Source organism: Achromobacter sp. K91 (genome assembly GCF_003576205.1).
In the GTDB taxonomy this organism is placed as follows: domain Bacteria; phylum Pseudomonadota; class Gammaproteobacteria; order Burkholderiales; family Burkholderiaceae_B; genus Achromobacter; species Achromobacter aegrifaciens.
In genome coordinates, this window is the sequence record NZ_QWFB01000036.1 from 141342 (window position 1) to 160894 (window position 19553).

20 protein-coding genes and 1 tRNA gene are annotated in these 19553 nt (G+C 66.8%); 16 read left to right on the forward strand and 5 right to left on the reverse strand.

What is annotated here, in order from left to right:
- Positions 1-58: 58 nt before the first annotated feature.
- On the forward strand, positions 59-1072 hold the full coding sequence (locus DXK93_RS18865) for a tripartite tricarboxylate transporter substrate binding protein (protein ID WP_158598566.1): 1014 nt from the start codon (positions 59-61) through the stop codon (positions 1070-1072).
- A gap of 3 nt (positions 1073-1075) precedes the next feature.
- Here DXK93_RS18865 and DXK93_RS18870 read toward each other — a convergent pair whose 3' ends face one another.
- The gene (locus DXK93_RS18870; RefSeq protein WP_119450841.1) at positions 1076-1984 is read right to left on the reverse strand and encodes a LysR family transcriptional regulator; all 909 of its coding nucleotides are present in this window, start codon (positions 1982-1984) and stop codon (positions 1076-1078) included.
- Positions 1985-2071: 87 nt separating this feature from the next.
- Here DXK93_RS18870 and DXK93_RS18875 point away from each other — a divergent pair, with 87 nt between their 5' ends.
- The 10 genes from DXK93_RS18875 to DXK93_RS18920 all read left to right on the forward strand — a co-directional run bounded on the left by DXK93_RS18875 (position 2072) and on the right by DXK93_RS18920 (position 10549).
- Positions 2072-3232: an acyl-CoA dehydrogenase family protein gene (locus DXK93_RS18875; protein WP_119450842.1), complete on the forward strand. Its 1161-nt coding sequence runs from the start codon at positions 2072-2074 to the stop codon at positions 3230-3232.
- A complete protein-coding gene (locus DXK93_RS18880; protein ID WP_119450843.1) occupies positions 3229-4368 on the forward strand; it encodes a CaiB/BaiF CoA-transferase family protein in 1140 nt (379 codons plus the stop codon). Before DXK93_RS18875 ends, DXK93_RS18880 begins: the two co-directional genes overlap by 4 nt.
- Positions 4369-4485: 117 nt before the next feature.
- A complete protein-coding gene (gene cobA / locus DXK93_RS18885; protein WP_119450844.1) occupies positions 4486-5277 on the forward strand; it encodes a uroporphyrinogen-III C-methyltransferase in 792 nt (263 codons plus the stop codon).
- Complete coding sequence (locus DXK93_RS18890) at positions 5256-5603, forward strand: cytochrome c (protein WP_119450845.1); 348 nt, start codon at positions 5256-5258, stop codon at positions 5601-5603. The genes cobA and DXK93_RS18890 overlap by 22 nt, the downstream gene beginning before the upstream one ends.
- 7 nt (positions 5604-5610) lie before the next feature.
- Positions 5611-6780: a cytochrome D1 domain-containing protein gene (locus tag DXK93_RS18895; RefSeq protein WP_119450846.1), complete on the forward strand. Its 1170-nt coding sequence runs from the start codon at positions 5611-5613 to the stop codon at positions 6778-6780.
- Positions 6770-7768 carry an AsnC family transcriptional regulator gene (locus DXK93_RS18900; protein ID WP_199728312.1) on the forward strand — a complete coding sequence of 333 codons (999 nt, stop codon included), beginning with the start codon at positions 6770-6772 and terminating at the stop codon, positions 7766-7768. The genes DXK93_RS18895 and DXK93_RS18900 overlap by 11 nt, the downstream gene beginning before the upstream one ends.
- Positions 7761-8246 carry an Lrp/AsnC family transcriptional regulator gene (locus DXK93_RS18905; RefSeq protein ID WP_119450848.1) on the forward strand — a complete coding sequence of 162 codons (486 nt, stop codon included), beginning with the start codon at positions 7761-7763 and terminating at the stop codon, positions 8244-8246. The genes DXK93_RS18900 and DXK93_RS18905 overlap by 8 nt, the downstream gene beginning before the upstream one ends.
- Before the next feature lies 1 nt (position 8247).
- On the forward strand, positions 8248-8766 hold the full coding sequence (locus DXK93_RS18910; RefSeq protein WP_054450220.1) for an Lrp/AsnC family transcriptional regulator: 519 nt from the start codon (positions 8248-8250) through the stop codon (positions 8764-8766).
- A gap of 13 nt (positions 8767-8779) precedes the next feature.
- Entirely contained in the window at positions 8780-9919 is a 1140-nt protein-coding gene (gene nirJ / locus DXK93_RS18915; protein WP_119450849.1) for a heme d1 biosynthesis radical SAM protein NirJ, read from the forward strand.
- The gene (locus tag DXK93_RS18920) at positions 9920-10549 is read left to right on the forward strand and encodes a DUF4202 domain-containing protein (protein WP_119450850.1); all 630 of its coding nucleotides are present in this window, start codon (positions 9920-9922) and stop codon (positions 10547-10549) included.
- A 35-nt stretch (positions 10550-10584) separates the two neighbouring features.
- Here the strand turns inward: DXK93_RS18920 and DXK93_RS18925 are convergent, their stop codons facing one another.
- Genes DXK93_RS18925 through DXK93_RS18935 form a run of 3 tightly spaced genes read right to left on the reverse strand, consistent with a single transcriptional unit; the run spans position 10585 to position 13515 of the window.
- Positions 10585-11577: a bifunctional precorrin-2 dehydrogenase/sirohydrochlorin ferrochelatase gene (locus DXK93_RS18925; RefSeq protein ID WP_199728313.1), complete on the reverse strand. Its 993-nt coding sequence runs from the start codon at positions 11575-11577 to the stop codon at positions 10585-10587.
- 14 nt (positions 11578-11591) lie between these two features.
- On the reverse strand, positions 11592-11939 hold the full coding sequence (locus DXK93_RS18930; protein ID WP_118931727.1) for a cytochrome c: 348 nt from the start codon (positions 11937-11939) through the stop codon (positions 11592-11594).
- A 16-nt stretch (positions 11940-11955) separates the two neighbouring features.
- A complete protein-coding gene (locus DXK93_RS18935) occupies positions 11956-13515 on the reverse strand; it encodes a nitrite reductase (protein ID WP_119450851.1) in 1560 nt (519 codons plus the stop codon).
- A gap of 233 nt (positions 13516-13748) precedes the next feature.
- On the opposite strand from DXK93_RS18935, the gene DXK93_RS18940 reads away from it, so the two are divergent.
- Positions 13749-15275 (forward strand): PLP-dependent aminotransferase family protein, encoded by a 1527-nt coding sequence (locus DXK93_RS18940; protein WP_119450852.1) that lies wholly within the window; start codon positions 13749-13751, stop codon positions 15273-15275.
- Positions 15276-15442: 167 nt separating this feature from the next.
- The gene (gene ccsB, locus DXK93_RS18945; RefSeq protein WP_119450853.1) at positions 15443-16804 is read left to right on the forward strand and encodes a c-type cytochrome biogenesis protein CcsB; all 1362 of its coding nucleotides are present in this window, start codon (positions 15443-15445) and stop codon (positions 16802-16804) included.
- 47 nt (positions 16805-16851) lie between these two features.
- On the opposite strand, the gene DXK93_RS18950 is transcribed toward ccsB, so the two are convergent.
- Positions 16852-16939, reverse strand: a tRNA-Ser gene (locus DXK93_RS18950).
- 115 nt (positions 16940-17054) lie between these two features.
- Between DXK93_RS18950 and DXK93_RS18955 the strand changes: the two genes are divergently transcribed.
- From DXK93_RS18955 to secG, 3 genes are all read left to right on the forward strand, one after another.
- Positions 17055-18032, forward strand: a complete 978-nt coding sequence (locus DXK93_RS18955; protein WP_054450236.1) for an NAD(P)H-quinone oxidoreductase — start codon at positions 17055-17057, stop codon at positions 18030-18032.
- Between the two features lie 140 nt (positions 18033-18172).
- A complete protein-coding gene (gene tpiA / locus DXK93_RS18960) occupies positions 18173-18919 on the forward strand; it encodes a triose-phosphate isomerase (RefSeq protein ID WP_054450238.1) in 747 nt (248 codons plus the stop codon).
- Between the two features lie 21 nt (positions 18920-18940).
- Positions 18941-19432 carry a preprotein translocase subunit SecG gene (gene secG, locus DXK93_RS18965; protein ID WP_054450241.1) on the forward strand — a complete coding sequence of 164 codons (492 nt, stop codon included), beginning with the start codon at positions 18941-18943 and terminating at the stop codon, positions 19430-19432.
- Positions 19433-19553: the final 121 nt, after the last annotated feature.

The following is a 19553-nucleotide window of genomic DNA, read 5'->3' on the forward strand; positions in this document are numbered from 1 at the left end:
CCTCTATGCGAAAGCGGGGCCAGCATCGGTCCCGCCTTGCACAAGAACAGGAGACAACATGAACCAGCGAAATTTCCGCCTGCGGGACAGGGCGGCCCGTTGCCTGGCGGCCGTCAGCCTGGGGCTTGCCGCGCTCATGGCGGGACCCGCGCAGGCGGCTGGCGCCGGGGCTGCCGGCTACCCCGACAAGCCCATACGCTTCATCGTGCCGTTCTCGGCTGGCGGCCAGTTCGACTACATCGCCCGCCTGGTCGCCGTGCCCCTGGGCAAGGAACTGGGCCAGACCATCATCGTCGAGAACGTGGGCGGGGGCGGCGGCAATCTGGGGGGCGCCAAGGTCGCGAACGCGCCTGCGGACGGCTACACCCTGCTGGAGTACGGCGGCAACTTCGCGATTGCCAAGCATCTTTCGCCCAAACTGTCGTTCGACCCCATCGCGGATCTGGCGCCTGTATCCGGACTCAGCATCGCTCCGCACGTGGTCCTGGTCAGCAGCGCCTTGCCGGTCAAGACATTCCAGGAGCTGCTCGCATACGCCCGCGTCAATCCAGGCAAACTGAGCTACGGCAGCCCGGGGGTGGGCTCATCCATGCATCTGACGTTTGAAACGCTCAAGCAGCATTTCGGCCTGGACGCCATACACGTGCCCTATCGGGGTGGCAGCAACGCGCTCAATGACCTGGCAGGCGGCCAGATCGATATCGGCATCGTCGCGGTCGCGCCCGCCATGCCCTTCATCGCCTCGGGGAAGATCCGTGCGCTGGCCGTCACCAGCGCCAAGCGCGCCGCTTCCCTGCCAGAGGTCCCTTCGGTGGCCGAGCTGGGTTATGCCGGCTTCGACAGCGGCAGCTGGGCGGGAATCGCCGTGCCGAAAGGCACGCCGCAGGAAATCATCGACCGGCTGAATGCCGCCGTCGGCCGCGCGATGCAGGATGCCCAGGTGCTGGAGGCCTTGGCGTCGCAATCGTTCACGCCCATACCCGGCACGCCGCAGCAGCTGCGCAAGCTCATCGATGATGAGTCCGCCCGCTATGGGCCGCTCATCGACAAGCTGGGCTTGCAGGCGGATTGAGGGCTAGGCGCCCGCCCGGGCGCGGGCATGCTCCCGCAGGATTTCCAGCAGCCGCTGCGTCAGCGGCGACTGGTAGCTATTGCGCCGCGTCAGCACGCCGATCTGCCGATGCCATGTCATGTCGTCCAGGGGCAGGATGCTCAGGCCCTGGCCGGCATGCGCGGACAGGGTGATTTCGCTGACCAGCGTCAGCAGGTCCGTGCTGTGCAGGATGCCCAGCAATCCCGATACCGACGCGTTGGATTCGATCGTCACGTTGGGCGGCGCCGACCCGTGTTGCTCGAACTTGGCTTCCAGCCAGCGCCGTGATGCCGCCTGCGGTCCCGGCAGCATCCACTGGCACCCCGCCAGATCGGCAAAGCGGATCTTGCGGCGGCCCAGCAAGGGATGGCCCGGACGCACGGCAACGAAAAGCTTGTCTGCGAACAAGGGTTCCCGCTCGAACTCCGCCGCGGAGGCGGATTCGAACAGCGAACTGATGGCGAAGTCCAGGTCTCCCTGCCGTAACGCTGGAATCAAGGCATCGTTCAGGCTGACCATGACCTGGACCTTGGCGGCGGGCCGTTGCGCCAGCAGTTCGATGCAGGCCGGATTGAAGAACGATTCCGCGAGCAGCGGCGTGACGCCGACGCGCAGCAAGCCGATGCTTCCGCGGTGCAGGTCACCCGCTTCCTGCATGGCGTCGTCGAGTTCCCGCCTTGCCTGCATCGAGCGCTGATAGAACGCGCGTCCTGGAATTGTCAGCTCCATGCCCTTGGGCGTGCGGACAAAGAGCTGCAGTTTCAGCTCTTCTTCTAGGCGCCGGATGCCCTTGGTCAGTGCAGGCTGGCTGACGCCTATGCCGTCGGCGGCCCGGCCGACATGGCCCAGCCGCGCGACCGCCAGGAAATAGTCCAGATCTTCCAGCCTCATGATTCCGCCAGGTTATTGAAAACGAAGAAAAGATAATTGCGAGGATGCCGGGCGCTGTCAAGCTGGGGACTACTCAAAGGAGACGACATGGCCCAAGACGACAAACAGGCGCTGACCGGCCTGCGCGCCCGGTTGCAGCAGTATCTGCAGGACGAACTCATACCACTGGAACAGTCGCTCGGCCTGGGGTACGAGGACAAGTTCGGGCGCGACCTGGTGCAGTCCGTGTGGAAACGATGCCGGGCGCTGGGATTCTATGGAGCGCAGTTGCCGCGCGAGCTGGGCGGTCAGGGGCTGTCCTACCGCGACCTGTGCGTGCTCAAGGACGACGTCGCGGCATCCGGCGCCATCCTGTTCCCCCATGTGCTGGGGGATTGGGGCGGTCCTTCGCGCATCGGCAACCTGGTCCAGTATGCGACCCCGTACCAGCACGACCGCTACATCATGCCCGTGGTCAACGCCGAGCGCGGCGCCTGCTTCGCCATGACCGAGCCGCAGTCGGGCTCCGACGCTACCCGCTTGCAGACCGTCGCGGTGGCCGACGGCGACGATTACATCGTGACCGGGGTCAAGCACTACATTACCGCCTCGACGTTCGCCGATTTCGCCATCACCATGTGCGTCACCGATCCTGACCGGGGCGCGGAAGGCATATCCGCGATTTTCATCGATCTGGACAGTCCCGGCGTACGGCTGGTGCACGATTGCGTGCCGATGACAGGCCAGTATGTCGATGCGGACATCGTGCTGGATCAGGTCCGGGTGCCGAAGAAGAACCTGATCGGCAAGGAAGGGCAGGGTTTCAAGATCGCCATGAACCGCGTCAGCGTAAACCGCCTGCTGCATTGCCCGACCATGATAGGCCTGGCGCGCCAGGCTTTCAGGCTGGCTGTGGACTACGCCAAGCACCGGCAGCAGTTTGGCGGCCCCATCAGCCGCTTCCAGGCCATCCAGCACATGCTGGCCGACATGGCGACGGCCCTCTATGCCTGCGAACAGATGGTGCTTGCCACGGCAGAGCGTGCCGACTCGGGCGAGGACGTGCGCGATGCGGCGTCGATGTGCAAGCTGTTCGTGTCCGAGCGTTGCTTCGAAATTGCCGACAAGGCCATGCAGATCCATGGAAACGTGGGAGTGACGAAGAACCATCCGGTGGAGTTCATCTTCCGCCGCCTGCGCCTGTACCGCATCGTCACTGGAACCAGCGAAATCCAGCGCAATACCATCGCAAAGGGGATACTCGCATGAGCGCCGGCGCAGAGCAGGGGGCGGCGGGCTACCTGAGCGGCATGTCTGTGCTCGACCTGGGCCAACTGCACCCTGGGCCGTACACCGCCATGTTGCTGGGACAGTTGGGGGCGACCGTGATCAAGGTGGAAAAGCCGCAGGGCGACACCGCTCGCCAGTTGGGAGCCGAGACCTTCGCCAAGTACAACCGGGGCAAGCAGTCCATCTGCCTCGATCTGAAGCGCGAAGAAGACAAGCGCGTCCTGCTGCAACTGGTGGCAGGCAGCGACGTCGTGGTGGAGGGTTTCAGGCCTGGCGTAATGGCCAATCTGGGACTGGACTACACGCAATTGGCGCGCGTCAATCCGCGGGTGGTGCTGTGTTCGATTTCGGGATTCGGACAGACAGGGCCCTATGCGCAGCGGCCCGGCCATGACGTGAATTACATGGCCCTGGCCGGATACTGGGCCGTGCCATCGCAGGTGCGCGATGTCATGGCGCGGCCGCGATTGCGTCTGTCGGATTACTGCGCGGCCATGCACGCCGCACTCGCGATACTGGCTGCCGTGCAGGACGCGCGCGAGTCCGGCGTGGGGCAGCATTTGGACGTGTCAATCCATGACACCATGACGGCATGGATGGCCCCTGCATTGCAGGCGATGAACGGTCCCGCTGGCCCGGAGGTGGCGCATCTGCCGCATGTCATGCCTGACAACGACGTCTTCGAGACGGCGGACGGCCGGCATCTTGCGCTCGGCATTCTGGAGGAATCGTTCTGGCGCAACCTTTGCGTGGCGCTGGCCCCGGTCTGCCCGGATCTGAACGCGCCGGGCTACCAGACGAGGGCGGGGCGGATGCGCGAAAAGCGGGCCTTGAACGATCGACTGCGTGAATTGTTCAAGAGCCGCAGCCTGGCGGATTGGGAACGCCTGTTCGACGGTCACGATATCCCCTGGGCGCCAGTACTGCGGCACGATGAAGTGTTCGAGGACCCGCACGTCAGACATCGCGGGGTCGTTGCCGATACGCCGGCAGGACGCGTGGTGGGCTTCCCGGTGAAGTTCTCCAAACCCCTGCCGTCGATGGCGCGGGAGGTCCCCGGCCTGGACCAGCATCGCGCACAGATCCTGGCGCGTTTGCGCGCCCAGGCGTCCTGAACGCCCCTGGCGCACCCATTGCACTTGCGTCGACCGTACCTATTGCAGCCGCCTGTCGCTTCCTACACTTCCTCCTGAAGCCTTATTTTGCGCAGCCTGGCTGCAAGGGAGGGAGTAGTGAGCGGAACGGTTTACCTGGTTGGCGCCGGTCCGGGCGATCCCGAATTGCTGACGGTGCGCGCCTTGCGGCTATTGCAGCAGGCCGATGCCGTGGTCTGCGACAGGCTGGTAGGCGGCGGCATCCTGCCCCTCATCAATCCCGCCGCGCAGTTCCATGACGTAGGCAAGATGGCGGGCGACTGCCGCCACCGGCAGGAAGACATCCATCAGCTGCTGTTGGCGCTGGCGGGGTCTTGCTCCCGCGTCGTGCGCTTGAAGGGCGGCGATCCGTTCATTTTCGGGCGCGGCGGCGAGGAGCTGCTGTTCCTGTCGCGGCACGGCGTGCAGGTTGAGGTCGTGCCGGGCATCAGCGCCGCCAACGGCTGCGCGGCAGCGCTGGGCATACCCCTGACGCATCGGGGCGTGGCGGCCAGCGTGCGTTTCATCACGGGTCATCTGCGGGACGACGCCGGCCTTGAACTGGACTGGAGTTCGCTGGCCGATCCCACCTGTACCCTGGTGTTCTACATGGCGGTGGCCAACGCCGCCGAGATCGTCGCGTCCTTGCAGCGGCATGGGCGCGGCGGCGACACGCCGGCCGCGCTGGTTCATTCCGGCACCACCGAAGCCCAGGACTGGACGGTGGCCCCCTTGCGCCAGATTCCGCAGCTGGTGGCCGGCTTCAAGCCGCCCACGCTGCTGGTGGTCGGCGACGTGGTGCGTCTGGCGCAGCGCGCCTGGTCCGCCGCCGCGGCGGGACAGCTGTTGTTGCGTGACGCGGCCGAGCCATGCGCCCCGGTCGCGGCCTGACATGCCTGGCGCTGTCCTGTTGCACGGGGCTGGGAGCGGCGGTGGGCCGGACGCAGGCGGCGCCGGACCTCGATCCCGCCGATCAGCAGCGACTCATACACCTGGTGCGGCAGGACTGCGGCTCCTGCCATGGATTGCGCCTGAATGGCGGCCTGGGGCCGGCGTTGACGCCGCAAGCGCTTGCTGGCAAGCCGCCGGCCTATCTCGAACAGGCGATTCTGCACGGGCTGCCCGGCACCGCCATGCCCGGGTGGCGCGGCATGCTTGCGCCCGACGAAGCCGCCTGGATCGCCGCGCGGCTGCTCAAGGGCTTTCCAGAGGAATAAAGCGTTCATGAAACTGCGTTTCCTGCTCGTCCTGGCCGCCGTTGTGCTGGCCGGCTGCGCCGCGGCCACCGACCCGCGCGGCACCAACGACCTGGGCATGGTGATAGAGCGTGCCGACGGCGCCGTCTCCATCGTCGAAACCAGCGGACAGACCCGGCTGGCGCGGGTCGAAGGGCTGGGCGACCTTTCCCATGCGCACATCGCCTATTCCCGCGATGGCCGCTACGGCTACGTCTTCGGCCGGGACGGCGGGCTGACCAAGGTGGATCTGCTGCGGAAACGCGTGGACCGTCGCAGCATCCAGTCCGGCAATGCGATCGGCGGCGCCATTTCGCAGGACGGGCGGCTGATCGTGGTGCAGAACTACACGCCCGGCGGCATCAAGGTCTTTGACGCTGTGACCTTGCGCCAGATCAGCGAAGTGCCCGCCGAGTATGCGCCGGGCAGGCGCTCCAAGGTCGTCGGCCTGGCGGACCTGCCTGGACAGAAGTTCGCCTACGCGCTGTTCGACGCGGGCGAGATCTGGATCACGGATCTGTCGGACCCCGCCCGGCCGTCCACACAACGCCACAAGGCCGGCCGCCAGCCCTACGACGCGCTGGTCACGCCGGACGGCCGCTATTACATCGCCGGGTTGTTCGGCGAGGATGCGCTGGCCATGATGGACCTCTGGCATCCGGAGGCCGGCGTGCGCAAGATCCTGCAGGGCTATGGGCGCGGCGAGGAAGCGTTGCCGGTCTACAAGATGCCCCACCTGCGAGGCTGGAGCGCGGCGGGCGGACGCCTGTTCCTGCCCGCCATCGGCAGGCACGAGGTGCTGGTGGTGGATACCGCCACCTGGCAGGAGACTGGCCGCATCGCCACGCTGGGCCAGCCGGTGTTCGTCATGGCGCAGCCCGATGGCCGCCGCGTCTGGGTCAACTTTGCGGTGCCGGACAACGGCCAGGTACAGGTCATCGACACCGAAACCCTGGCCGTGGTCCGGACGCTTGCACCCGGCCGCGGCGTGCTGCACATGGAATTCACGCCGCGAGGAGAGGCGGTATGGCTGTCGGCGCGCGACGATGACCGGGTGGTGGTGTACGACACCCGGACGCTGCAACGCGGCGCCACGCTGGACATTCCCAAGCCCAGCGGCATTTTCTTCACCAACAGGAGCGGCCGCATTGGCTTCTGAACTGTCCGCTTCCGATCTGCGTCTGCTCGATGGCTGGCAGCGGGACTTTCCGCTGGTCTCGCGGCCCTACGCCTTGCTGGCCGAGCGCGTCGGCCTGGATGAAGACACGGTGCTGGCGCGCTTTCAGCGGTGGCAGCGCGAGGGGCTGGTGAGCCGTGTCGGTCCGGTGCTGCACCAGTCCTGCTTTGCCAGCGCGCTGGTCGGCATGCACGTGCCGTCCGCCCGCCTGGATCAGGTTGCCGCCTACGTCAGCAGCCTGCCACAGGTCAATCACAACTACGAGCGCGAACATGCCTTGAACTTGTGGTTCGTCGCCGCCTGCCGCAAGCCTGGCGCGTTGGCGCGCTTGCTGGCGCGGATCGCACAGGCCTCCGGCTGCGAGCCGCTGGCCTTGCCCATGGAGGCCGAGTACCACATCGACCTGGGTTTCAGTCTGAGTGCGCCACAACAACGCACGACGCCGCAGCGCAGCGGCGGACGAGCCGTGCTGCCACCCGCCGGCAGCGCGCAAGAGACCTTGCTCCATGCCGTGCAGGATGGGTTGGACCTTTGCGCGCACCCCTATCGCCGGTTGGGACTTCTTGCGGGGCTGGATGAGGACGAGACGCTGCGCCTGCTGGAGCGCTGGCAGCGCGCAGGCCTGTTCCGCCGTTTCGGCGTGGTGTTGAGACATCGCCAACTGGGCTTTCGCGCCAATGCGATGTGCGTCTGGAACGTGGACGACACGCGGGTGGATGCGCTGGGGCAGCGGCTTGGCGCCGAGCCCGGCGTCACGCTTTGCTACCGGCGCACGCGGCGCTTGCCGCAATGGCCCTACAACCTCTTCTGCATGATCCACGGCAAGGAGCGGAAAGCGGTGCGGGCGCTGCGCAATGCCATCGCCGGCCGCCTTGGACTTGATGCCTGGCCGCATGCCGTGCTGTTCTCGACCAGGTGTTTCAAGCAGCGCGGTGCGAGGTTCGTGCCGGAAGAGGCGACGCATGGTTAGGCCCAAGGACATTACCGCGGGCGTGCCGCTGGGCTTGGACGCTGCCGACCGCAAGCTGATCAACCGCCTGCAGGGGGGCTTTCCGATCAGCCCGCGTCCGTTCGCGGACGTCGCGCGGGCGCTGGGGCTGGACGAAGACGCCGTGATCGCGCGGGTAGCCCGCTTGCGCGAGTGCGGCGCGCTGAGCCGTTTCGGCCCGCTGTTCCAGATCGAGCGCGCCGGCGGCGCGTACTGCCTGGCGGCGATGGCCGTGCCGCAGGTGCAATGGGAGCGGGTCGTGGCCCTGGTCAACCGCCGGGTCGAAGTGGCGCACAACTACCGCCGCGAGCATGCGCTGAACATGTGGTTCGTGCTGGCGGCGGCTGATCCCGCCGAAGTTGCCGCCTGTTTGCGCGCCATTGAGCAGGAGACGGGCCTGCCCGTGCTGGCGTTTCCGAAGGAGCGCGAGTACTTCCTTGAAATGAAGCTGGAGGTCTGAGATGGACGCAGCCGGCCTGACTCCGTTCGAACTGTCCCTGGTCCGCGCCACGCAGGAGGGGCTGCCGATCCGGCGGGATCCATACCGGGCCGTGGCCGCGCGGCTGGGCGTCACCGAAGCCGAGGTGATGGCGCAGTTGCGCGACATGCTCGCGCGCGGCGTGATACGGCGCATCGGCGTGGTACCCAACCACTACGCGCTCGGATTCGTGGCCAACGCCATGTCGGTCTGGGACGTGGAAGACGGTCAGGCCGACGCTGTGGGAGCCTGGTTGGGCCAGCGCGCGGACGTGAGCCATTGCTACCGGCGTCCCCGGCATCCGCCGCTGTGGCGCTACAACCTCTACGCCATGCTGCACGGGACCGATCGCGCGGCGGTGCTGGCGCGCATCGATGAAGTCGCCGAGGCCTTGCACGCGCGCTTTCCGGACGCCCTGCGTGCGCACGACGCGCTGTTTTCCTCGGCAATCCTGAAAAAGACCGGTCTGCGCCTGAAAGAAGGCCAGGGGCCGGCAGCATAGCGAGGAATTCCGCATGTTCCGCATCTCTGCCTTCGTGTCTGAACTGCTGCGTCCCACGCCGCTTGCGCCGCGCCGTGGGGCGGCCGGGCCCGTGGTGATCTGGAACCTGATCCGGCGCTGCAACCTGCATTGCCGGCATTGCTACTCCGCTTCGGTCGACAAGGACTTCGCCGGCGAATTGGACTACGCCGAGGTCTGCGCAGTCATGGACGATCTGCATGCCTACGGTGTGAGGGCGCTGATCCTGTCTGGCGGCGAACCGCTGTTGCGGCCGGACATTTTCGATATGGCGCGCCGGGCCAAGGCCATGGGCTTCTACGTGGGCCTGTCGTCCAATGGCACTCTGATAGACGGGTGCAACATCGAGTCCATCGCCGGTTGCGGCTTCGACTACGTGGGCATTTCGCTGGACGGCCTGGGCGCGACGCACGACCGCTTCCGGGGCGAGGCGGGCGCCTTCGATGCCTCGCTGGCAGGCATCCGGCTGTGCAGGGACCGCGGCCTCAAGGTCGGCATCCGCTACACCCTGACCCAGGGCAACGCCGACGATCTTCCCGGGCTGCTGGCATTGCTGGACGCCGAGAATGTCGACCGCTTCTACTTTTCACACTTGAACTACGCCGGCCGCGGCGGCCGCAACCGGGGCGAGGACAGCCATCACCGCATGACGCGCGCGGCCATGGAGCGGATCTTCGAAACCTGCCTGGAACAAGCCGCGGCCGGCAGACCGCGTGAGTTCACGTCCGGCAATAACGATGCCGACGGCGTGTTCTTCCTGCACTGGGTGCGTCGCCGGTTCCCGCAGAGCGCGCCGCATATCGAGGCCAGGCTGCGCCTGTGGGGCGGCAACGCCAGCGGCATGAACGTCGCGAACATCGACAATCGCGGCAATGTCCATGCCGACACCATGTGGTGGCACTACACTCTGGGAAATGTGCGCTTGCGGCCCTTTTCGGAGATCTGGTCGGATCCCGCCGAACCCTTGCTCAAGCTGCTGCGGCTGCGGCCGCGGCCCGTCAAGGGACGCTGCGCCAGCTGCGCCCACCTGGATATCTGCAACGGCAACACCCGCATCCGTGCGCAGAAGCAGTCGGGCGACCTCTGGGCCGAGGACCCCGGCTGTTATCTGACCGAAGACGAGACAGGAGTGTGAATGGAATTCCCGCCCAACCCGGTGGATGCAGAAGACGCGCCGCTGCAGCGCGCCTGGCAGCTGTTCGATGAGTACAACCGGCGCGATCCCAATCTGGTCGCCTGGAATGGCGCGATGCAGCCGCGCGAATGGCTGCACGCCCAATTCCTCCACGCCTGGGTGACGAAGCTGGCCCCGCAGGCCGGCTCTGCCTTGCGGCTGGCCGCCCGCTGCCAGCACATCGGCCGCTGGGAGGTCCCGCGCGAGGCCTGTCCGGCCGGCAGGGCTGGCTATCTGCAATGGCGCAATACGCTCAAGGAGCATCACGCGGACGTCGCCGCAAGGCTGTTAGCCAGCGCAGGCCATGACGCGCAAACCATACAGGCGGTGCTGAAGATCGTGCGCAAGCAGGGCATCAAGCGCGATGCCGACGTCCAATGCATGGAGAACGCGCTGTGCCTGGTGTTTTTGGAGCACCAGTACGAGGAATTCTGCGAACGCTATCCGGACAAGGTCGTCGCGGTGTTGCAGAAGACCTGGCACAAGATGGACGAAGCCGGCAGGCAGGCGGCTGCGTCGCTGTCCTTCAGCGAGCGGGGCCAGGCTTATCTGGCGGCTGCGCTGGCGGGTGGCGAGGAAGCGGGGACCTGACTTCCTGATCGCGGCGCTGGTCCGGGGCCGGACGTTCACAGGACGTTGCATGCCACGCCGCAAGCCGATATTCGTCGCGCCAGCAGCTTCGCGTCATGCGCGGTTCCCAGCAGCAGGACGGCGCGCTGGCCCGCCTGCACCTGGCGGGCCAGCCAGTCCAGTCCCGCGCCTGCGGCCACCGCCGGATCAGGCTGCAGGCCAGGGCCTTTCAGCTCGATTCTCGCCGCGTCCCGCCGTGCCTTGTCCAATATGGCCGGATTGACCGCCGGCACGTGCGCGACCAGGTCGGCCTGGTTCAGCAGGCGCAAAGCGCGCAGGGTCAACAGATCGGCGGGGCCGTCGGCGGCTGCCAATATCGCCGCGCTGCCTGTGCGGGGCAGGGTATCGGCCTGCATCGCGGCTTCGAGGGCCAGAACGGCCTGCCTGCCGTCGCCGGTCGCCAGCAACGAGGGCAGCGGGCCGTCCAGCATCCAGTCGTAGAAGTCGCGACGTTGCTCCAGGTCGCGGAAGCGCGCAACGATGCGGTTGCGATAGCGTGCCGCGAGCCGGGCCAGATCTCCCGTGCTTTCGTCGAGCAAGGCTTCGAGCCGTTCGCGGATGCGCCGCGCCAGCACGGGCGCACAGCCTCCTGAAGAAATCGCCACCACCAGCGGAGAACGGTCCAGGATGGCGGGCACTTGTATCGTCGAAAGAACGGGATCGTCGACCACGTTGCAGGGGATGCGGCGCGCAAGCGCCGCCGCGGCAACCGCCTGGTTCGTGCCGCCGTGATCGGTCGCGGCCACCGCCAGCCAGGCGCCGTCCAGGCAGGCCGGCGAGAAGACGTCCGGCATATGCTGGAACTGGTCCTGGTCCGCGGCTGCGCGCAGCCAGGGCGTCAGGGCCGGCGCCGCCACGGCAACGGCGGCGCCGGCCCTGAGCAGCAGCCTGATCTTGCGTTCGGCCACGGCCCCGCCGCCCACCACGACCACCCGCCGGCCGGCCAGGTTGAAGTACACCGGGAAGAGCATCGCGGATGGCGCGTCCATGGCGGCCTGCTCCCTTACTTGCGGCTGGAGAAGTACTGGGCCAGTTCCTGGATGGCTTCGGGGCTCAAGGGCTCGGCCATCGAACTCATGACCGGGTCATTGCGTTCCCGGGTCTTGAAGGCATTGAGCTGTTTGACCAGGTACTCCGTCTTCTGCCCTGCAAGATTGGGGTACAGGCCGACGGCGCTGATGCCGTCCGCGCCATGGCAGGAGGCGCATAGCGGCAGCATGGCGGAGACGCGGGGCGAGAGCGTGTCGGGATTGCCGCCGGCGACCAGGGCGGGCTGCCCGTCGGCGGCCAGCGCGTGCGCGGCGGCCTGGGACAGCAGCAGTGCCGTGAGTATGCGGAATAGCGTTTTCATATGTGGGTTCCTCGGCTCAGAATTTGCGCGTTTCGGACAGGCCGATGGTCAGCCAGCGGGTGCGGGCGCGGGAAAAAATGCCCGAGGGGCTTTCCATCTTGTGTTCCGCCACCAGCTCCAGGGTCTTGCTGTCGTAGATCTTGATGCGGTCGCCCCAGTAGCCCGAGCTGACATAGAGGTAATTGCCGGTGCGGTTGTAGTCGGGGAAGAAGGCATGCCCGCCCACGTCCAGCGTCTTGGCCACTTCCAGCGTGTTCTTGTCGATCAGCTGGATCCAGGCCGCGCGCTTGTCCTTGTCGACGATGTCCACCGCCACGTAGGGCGCGTTCGGATGCGCGGCGGGCGATTCGGTGGCTCCGGCCACCGGGATCTGCTTGACCACGGAAAAGTCCTTGGTGTCCCAGACCGTGACCACGGAGCCCTTTGCGCAGGTGCCGATGTTGGTGCCGAAGGCCAGGAAGCGGCCGTTGACTTCGGTCACCGCGCCCGATCCGACGTGAGGCTGGCAGCCGGCGGGTATGTCGCGCACCACCTTGTCGTCCTTGAAGTCGATCGCGACGATCTTGTTGTCGTCATAGGACGCGACCATGGAGTAGCGCCCGTCGGGCGTGAGGAAGGTGTCATGCAGCATGCGGCCGACCTTGGTCAGCTTGGTCACGGGCATGTCGGGCTTGTCGGGGTCGATGATCCAGATCTGGCCAGCCTGGCGCAGCGTCAGCGCGAACTTATTGTTGATCCGGCTGCCGATGACGGGCCCGCCGGCCGATTTGACGAACTTGCCGTCCGGATCTTCGCCCTCAAGGTCCATGTACTTGACCGGTTCCAGCGTGTCCGCCTTCAGGATGGCGACGCTCTTGGGCACGAACGAACTGATGGCCAGCCACTTGCCGTCGTTGGACAGGGCGATACCGGGGCCGGTCAGGCCGACCTTGGCCTTACGCACGATCTGCAGCGAGTACAGGTCGATCTTGTAGACCATGCCGTCGTCGCTCTTGAGCCAGGCCCAGCGTTCCGCCACGGGGCTGAAATCCATGATGTGCGGCGCCACCGGCGTGGCGATCTCGCCGACCACCTTGTTGGTCTTGCCGTCCAGGAACACGGTGCGCGCATTGTTGCCCGCGTCGCCACGCCCATAGCGTCCGCGCGCCATGACCACCATCAGGTCGTAGACGGTGTCGATGGCGTAGGTCGGCTTGGCGGGCAGGGTGGCTTCGTCGACCACCACCTGCACGCTGGCGCGGATCTGGTCCAGCCCCCATTTGGGATCGTCCGCTGTCTGCGTCTTGATGAGCCGGGCCAGCGCCCGGATCTCTTCGTCGGACAGGCGGCCCACGAAGGGCGGCATCAGCGTGTCGGGGATGCCGGTCATGATGGTGCCGCGCAGCGCCGCCTCGCTCTGGACCAGGCGGTCGCTGGTCAGGCCCGGCGCGATGTAGCCGCCGCGGTCGGCGCCATGACAGACGGCGCAGTTCTGCTGGAACAGCTGATTCGCCTTGAGGTACTCCCCGGTCGGCGCACTCCAGGCGGCGCCGGCCGAGACGAACAGCAAGGCCGCGCTCAATAGCTTGGTGTGCATGTCGATCTCTCCCGTAAGGTTTTGCCGAAACTGCGGCACATGCACTGTGTCATCGCGGCGCCGGGCCGATAAGGCACGGCTCACGCCTGCACAATGGTTACGGTCCAATCTGTTTTTTGACATAGGACAAAGTGAGGCCGTGGCCAAAGCACTACCGTGATAGCAAACGGAGCGCGGCCGGCCCGCGCCGCTTCGAAAGGCCGGCCCCATTTTTTGTCCTGTGGTTGTCCGCCATGTTTTCACTCCCGCTCTCTCTATCCCGCCAGGATGCAAAACCCTACAAGCAGCAGATCGCCGACCAGATCGAGGCGTTGATACGCGCCGGACGGTTGCAGGAAGGGGACAGGCTGCCGGCCATCAATCGGATGTCATCGCTGCTGCAGGTATCGAAGAACACCGTGCTGGGCGCGTATGAACTGCTGATCGATTCCAGCTTGATCCAGAGCAAGCCCAGCCGCGGCTATTTCGTGACGTTGAATCGCAGCCTGGTCATCAATCCGCGTTGCCCCGATTTCGTCCAGGACCGTCCGCCGGTCTACGCCGACGCCGTCAGCCAGGCTCTGTCCAGCGGCGTCTGCGGCCAGTCGCCGCCGATGCCCCTGCGCTATGACTTCAAGGTCGGCCGTCCCTCGGTCCACGCCTTTCCGCTGCGCCAGTTCATCACGCTGTCGAACCAGCTGCTGCGGCATGCGGGCTGCGCCATGGCCGAATATGCGCCGCCGGCCGGCCTGTGGGGCTTGCGCGTGCAGATTGCCGATTACCTGTCGGCGGCCAAGGCGTTGAAGGTCGAACCGGAACAGGTGCTGATCACGGCCGGCAGCCAGGAGGCTTTGAGCCTGATCGCCTCGCATTTCCTGGACCGCCACGGCAGGGCGGTGTTCGAGTCGCCCTGTTACGCGGGATTCAGGAATCTGGTGCGGCGGCATGGCGCGCAGGAGGCGCCGGTTCCGGTGGACGGGCAGGGACTGCGCACGGATCTGTTGCCGGAAGGGCCGGCCAGGCTGGCCTATGTGACGCCGTCGCACCAGTACCCCCTGGGCCACGCCATGTCGCTGTCTCGCAGACGGCAGTTGCTCGAATGGGCGGGCCGCAGCGGCGCGCTGATCATCGAGGACGACTACGACGGCGACTTTTGCTATGAGTCTGTACTGCCCATGCCGCTGGCCGCGATGAGCCCGCGGCAGGTCGTGTACCTGGGGACGTTCTCCAAGACGCTGGGGCCCGGCCTGAGGCTGGGATACATGGTTTGCCCGCCTGCGCTGGTCGACGATTTCGTCGAACGCAAGGCCTTGCTCAACAACGGCAGTCCATGGCTGACGCAGGCCGTGCTGGCGCGCTACTTCGATGAGAACTGTTTCGCGCGCCACCTGCAGACCTTGCGGCGGCGCTACCAGGCGCAGCGCGACGAACTGCTGCGCGGCATCCGCAAGGTCTGGGGTGGACGCGGCCGGATCAGCGGACAGAATTCAGGGATGCACCTGGCCTTCGAACTGCCGGCGGACAGCCCACCCGCCGACGCGGTCGCCGCGGCCGCGCTGGCGCAGGGCGTGAGGCTGTATCCACTGGCCCAGGCCGCCGCCTGTGCGGCCGAGGGCGCCGAGCCCCGACATCTGCTGTTCGGCTTTGCCGGTCTGGATACTGGCGAGATCGCCCAGGCCATGGCGCGCGTGCACGCGGCTTGCAAACAATTGCAGGAATCCTGTCAGGACCGGGCGGCGTCTCGCCCGTCTCTGGACGAAGCGCGCTGCGCGGGTGTCTAGCACGCCTGCCGCGTTTCCGGTAGGGACGGCGGCGCAGCGCGGGGACTGGCGGCATCGCTATGCGGCGCTGCCGCGTCGTTCGTAGAATCAATTTGTCCTATGACAATATAAGATTCGTTCGGCCTGTGGGCAACCTGGGGCGGACGGTCACGCATGGAGATGCTGCGATGCCGATTACCGCTACCGGGCCCGTCCCGTTGACTTCCCGCCGGCCCGTGCCGGAGGTTCCGAATGCCGCAGCCCGGACCGGCAGGCGCCTGAACCGGACCGATGCCGCGTTCCTGCTGATCTGCCTTGCCGGCTGCGCCTATGCGTTGGCGGAGTTCGGCCCGCTCCTGAACGGCTACGAGAAAGCGATGCTGATCGGCGCCGTGCCGGCCCTGGCCTGGCTGGGATGGTCGTGGCGCCCCTTGCGGACTCTGGCCCTGTCCAGCGGCGCCAGCGCGCTGCTGGCCGTGTGGCTGTATGCGGGCGGGGCAGGGCTGCTGCAGGGCGACCTGGGGCGCGCCGAAAGCGTCTTCCTGCTCAAGTACCTGCTGTCGTCGCAGTCGTCCATACTCTGGATGAGCTGCCTGTTCGTGCTGGGCACGCTCTGCTATTGGGCGGGACTGGCCCGGCCCGCGATCGCCTGGCTGGGCACTGTCCTGACGTGGGGCGGGGTATGGGCAGGGCTGACCGGCCTGCTGGTGCGCTGGCGCGAAGGGCATCTGCTGGGACCGGATGTCGGACACATTCCAGTCAGCAACCTGTACGAGGTATTTGTTTTTTTCGCGCTGGTCACGGCGCTGTTCTACCTCTACTACGAGGCCCGCTACGCCACGCGGGCGCTGGGCGGCTTCGTCATGCTGGTGGTTGCCTCGATGGTCGTCTTCCTGTCCTGGTATTCGCTCACGCGCGGCGCCCATCAGATCCAGCCGTTGGTCCCCGCGCTGCAAAGCTGGTGGATGAAGCTGCACGTGCCGGCCAATTTCATTGGCTACGGCACGTTCTCGCTGGCGGGCGCGGTGGGTTTCGCCTACCTGGTCAAGCTGCACGGGCAGAGCGCCGCAGGCAAGCGCCTGATTCCGGTTTTCCTGCTGGGTGCGCTGCTATGCGCCGAGCCGATGATCTTCGGCTCGCGGCGGCTGTCGCCTGTGTGGATGCTGTATTTCGGCGCGGGCGCCATCCTCGTGGGCGCGGTGCTGGCGCTGCGCCGGCCGATTGCCCGCCGGCTGCCGTCCCTGGAGGTGCTGGAGGACATCATGTACCGGGCCATCGCGCTGGGTTTCGCCTTTTTCACCGTGGCCACCGTGCTGGGCGCGTTGTGGGCCGCCGACGCCTGGGGCGCGTACTGGCAATGGGATCCCAAGGAGACCTGGGCGCTGATCGTATGGCTGAACTATGCCGCCTGGCTGCACATGCGGCTGCTAAAGGGATTGCGGGGAGAGGTGGCGGCCTACTGGGCGCTCGCCGGCCTGGTGGTGACGAGCTTCGCCTTCCTGGGGGTGAACATGTTCCTGTCGGGGCTGCATTCGTACGGCAGCCTGTAGGCCCCTGCCGCCTTGCGGGCGGCGATGCGCGCTGGCATCGGGTGTCTTGGCGGAAGCGGTGAGATTCGAACTCACGAACGGTTGCCCGTTGCCGGTTTTCAAGACCGGTGCAATCGACCACTCTGCCACGCTTCCTGGTATTGCGTATATTCCGGCGATCCGGCCATCAGGCAAACAATCTGCCAGGCCGGGAACACGATACGCCGTAAAGGGCGCAATAATAATCCATTTGCTGCAAAGGAGGCACGCGATGCACGCCGTAGAAATCTCTCGCCCTGGTGGCCCCGAGGTCCTGGTCCCCGTGGAGCGCCCCACGCCGGAAACCGGCGCGGGTGAAGTTCTGATCAAAGTCAGCGCCGCAGGCGTCAATCGTCCCGACGTGTTCCAGCGCAAGGGCAACTACGCGCCGCCGCGCGGCGCCTCGGACCTGCCGGGCCTGGAAGTGGCCGGCGAAATCGTCGGCGGCGACCTGGCGGGCAGCGGTTTCGCCATGGGCGACAAGGTCTGCGCCCTGGTCGCGGGCGGCGGCTACGCGGAATACTGCGTGGCGCCCGCCGCGCAATGCCTGCCCATCCCCAAGGGTCTGTCCGACATCGAGGCCGCCGGCCTGCCGGAAACCTATTTCACGGTCTGGAGCAACGTCTTCGACCGCGGCCGCCTGTCCGAAGGCGAGGCGCTGCTGGTGCACGGCGGCGCCAGCGGCATCGGCACCACGGCCATCCAGCTGGCCCGCGCCATGGGCCACAAGGTCTATGCCACCGTCGGCAGCGACGACCGGGCCCGCGCCGTGGAAGCGCTGGGCGCCGAACGCGGCATCAACTACAAGACCCAGGATTTCGTGAAGGAAGTGCTGGACGCCACCGGCGGACGCGGCGTGGACGTGATCCTGGACATGGTGGCCGGCGATTACATCGGCCGCGACATGCAGTGCCTGGCCGACGACGGCCGCATCGTCATCATTGCCCAGCTGGGCGGTTCCCACGCCAATGTGGACACGGCCCAGGTCATGCGCCGCCGCCTGACCATCACCGGCTCGACCTTGCGTCCCCGTCCGGTCGCCTTCAAGGGCGCCATCGCCCGTGCGCTGCGTGAACAGGCCTGGCCCTTGCTGGAAAAAGGGGCCATCAAGCCCATCGTGCACGCCACCTTCCCGCTGGCCGAGGCTTCCCGCGCCCATGCCATGATGGAAAGCGGTGAAAACATCGGCAAAATCATCCTGACCATGTAAGAAATGGGGGGCGCTCGGCGTAGCGTCCCGCAACAGGATACAATCACGGGTTTCGCCTGGAATTTTTTCCAGGCAGGCCCGTGGGCGGTTGCTACGCAGCCCTTGGCTCGCCCCAGTCCAACCGATACAGATACCTCGCCATGACTTCAGTCGAAAACCGCGCCCGCCTCGTGCTGGGCAACTGGAAGATGCACGGCAACCTGGCCGAGAACGCCGCGTTGCTGACCGAGCTGCGCGCCGCGGATGCTGCGAGCCACTGCGAAATCGGCATCTGTGTGCCGTTCCCCTATCTCGCGCAGGCGGCGTCGGCCCTGACCGGCAGCAGCGTGTCCTGGGGCGCGCAAGACGTCAGCGCCCATGAAAAGGGCGCCTACACCGGGGAAGTCTCCGGCGCCATGCTGAAGGAATTCGGCTGCCGCTGGGCCCTGGCCGGCCACTCCGAGCGCCGCGTGCTGCACGGCGAGACCGACGAAGCCGTCGCCGCCAAGGCCCAGGCCGCGCTGGCCGCCGGCCTGACGCCGGTGGTGTGCGTGGGCGAGTCCCTGGCCGACCGCGAAGCCGGCAACACGCTGGCCGTGATCGAACGCCAGTTGAAGCCCGTGCTGGCGCTGGGCGCCGAGGCGGTTTCGCGCATGGTCCTGGCCTATGAGCCCGTCTGGGCCATCGGCACCGGCCGCACCGCCAGCCCCGAGCAGGCGCAGGAAGTCCATGGCGCCATCCGCGCCGCCCTGCGCGCGCTGGGCGCCGCGCAGGTGCAAGTGTTGTACGGCGGCAGCGTCAAAGCTGCCAATGCCGCCAGTTTGTTCGCCATGACTGATATCGACGGAGCCCTGGTCGGCGGCGCGTCGCTCGTGGCCGAAGAATTTTTGCGAATCGCCGCTATCTAAGTTTCCGTTCCGGAGTCTGTAATGCCCTTGATGCTCAAAATCCTGCTGGCCGTCCAAGTGATCTCGGCGCTGGCTATCATCGTCCTGGTCCTGCTTCAGCAGGGCAAAGGCGCCGACATGGGGTCCGCCTTCGGCAGCGGCTCGGCCGGCAGCCTGTTCGGCGCCACCGGCGCGGCGAACTTCCTCTCGCGCGCGACCAAGTGGGCCGCCGTGGTCTTCTTCGCGTCCACCGCCGGCCTGGCTTATGTCAGCCACAAGGGCAATAGCGGCCCGGCCGTCGACTCGGGCGTGATGCAGAGCTTCCCGGCCGACCGTTCGGTGCCGCAAGTGCCGGGCGCGGCGCCTGCTCCCGCTGGCTCGTCGGTTCCCGGCGCCGCCTCGGTTCCCGGCGCGGGTTCCGTGCCCGCCGCTCCGGCCAAGCCCGACGCGTCGGTGCCCTCGGCCCCGGCCGCTCCCGCCACCCCGGCCGCTCCGGCCGCAGGCGAAAAGCCCGCCGAAACGCCCGCGAAGTAAGGCACAGCAAACGGAAAGGCCGGCACATGCCGGCCTTTTTCATGGGCGGCGCGCGCCTGCCCGGACATCCTGTCATCGGCGGCCGTTAGCATGCGTCGTCGCCGCGCCGGCAGCGGGTAGG